Source organism: Geobacillus sp. LYN3, from assembly GCF_003064505.1.
Lineage (GTDB): Bacteria > Bacillota > Bacilli > Bacillales > Anoxybacillaceae > Parageobacillus_B > Parageobacillus_B toebii.
The window spans coordinates 1-1,716 of the sequence record NZ_QCWL01000107.1; the positions used below are offsets into that span (position 1 = coordinate 1).

The following is a 1,716-nucleotide window of genomic DNA, read 5'->3' on the forward strand; positions in this document are numbered from 1 at the left end:
GTCATCGGTAGGGGAGCGTTCTAAGCGCGCCGAAGCGGGACCGGAAGGACTCGTGGAGCGCTTAGAAGTGAGAATGCCGGTGTGAGTAGCGAAAACAGAGGTGAGAATCCTCTGCACCGAAAGCCTAAGGTTTCCTGAGGAAGGTTCGTCCGCTCAGGGTTAGTCGGGACCTAAGCCGAGGCCGAAAGGCGTAGGTGATGGGCAACAGGTTGAGATTCCTGTACCACCTCCTCACCGTTTGAGCAATGGGGGGACGCAGGAAGGTAGGGCGAGCAGGCTGCTGGAATAGCCTGTCCAAGCGGTTAGGCTGCCAGATAGGCAAATCCGTCTGGCGCAAAGGCTGAGCCGTGATGGCGAAGGGACCATCGGTCCCGAAGTCCCCGATCCTACACTGCCAAGAAAAGCCTCTAGCGAGGTGAGAGGTGCCCGTACCGCAAACCGACACAGGTAGGCGAGGAGAGAATCCTAAGGTGCGCGGGAGAACTCTCGTTAAGGAACTCGGCAAAATGACCCCGTAACTTCGGGAGAAGGGGTGCTCTCTTGGGTGATGAGCCCGAGAGAGCCGCAGTGAAAAGGCCCAAGCGACTGTTTACCAAAAACACAGGTCTCTGCGAAGCCGAAAGGCGAAGTATAGGGGCTGACACCTGCCCGGTGCTGGAAGGTTAAGGGGAGCGCTTAAGCCGCAAGGCTGAAGGTGCGAACCGAAGCCCCAGTAAACGGCGGCCGTAACTATAACGGTCCTAAGGTAGCGAAATTCCTTGTCGGGTAAGTTCCGACCCGCACGAAAGGTGTAACGACTTGGGCACTGTCTCAACGAGAGACCCGGTGAAATCATACTACCTGTGAAGATGCAGGTTACCCGCGACAGGACGGAAAGACCCCGTGGAGCTTTACTGCAGCCTGATATGGAATTTTGGTATCGCTTGTACAGGATAGGTGGGAGCCTGAGAAGCCGGAGCGCCAGCTTCGGTGGAGGCGCCGGTGGGATACCACCCTGGCGGTATTGAAATTCTAACCCGCACCCCTTATCGGGGTGGGAGACAGTGTCAGGTGGGCAGTTTGACTGGGGCGGTCGCCTCCCAAAAGGTAACGGAGGCGCCCAAAGGTTCCCTCAGAATGGTTGGAAATCATTCGTAGAGTGCAAAGGCACAAGGGAGCTTGACTGCGAGACGGACAGGTCGAGCAGGGACGAAAGTCGGGCTTAGTGATCCGGTGGTTCCGTATGGAAGGGCCATCGCTCAACGGATAAAAGCTACCCCGGGGATAACAGGCTGATCTCCCCCAAGAGTCCACATCGACGGGGAGGTTTGGCACCTCGATGTCGGCTCATCGCATCCTGGGGCTGTAGTCGGTCCCAAGGGTTGGGCTGTTCGCCCATTAAAGCGGTACGCGAGCTGGGTTCAGAACGTCGTGAGACAGTTCGGTCCCTATCCGTCGCGGGCGCAGGAAATTTGAGAGGAGCTGTCCTTAGTACGAGAGGACCGGGATGGACGCACCGCTGGTGTACCAGTTGTCCCGCCAGGGGCACCGCTGGGTAGCTATGTGCGGAAGGGATAAGCGCTGAAAGCATCTAAGCGTGAAGCCCCCCTCAAGATGAGATTTCCCATCGCGTCAAGCGAGTAAGATCCCTCGAAGATGACGAGGTCGATAGGTCCGAGGTGGAAGCGTGGCGACACGTGGAGCTGACGGATACTAATCGATCGAGGACTTAACCAA

General features: G+C 57.5%; 1 rRNA gene. It reads left to right on the forward strand.

Annotated elements, in window-relative coordinates:
• Nucleotides 1-1,716 (forward strand): 23S ribosomal RNA (locus DCC82_RS17280); the annotation flags it as partial.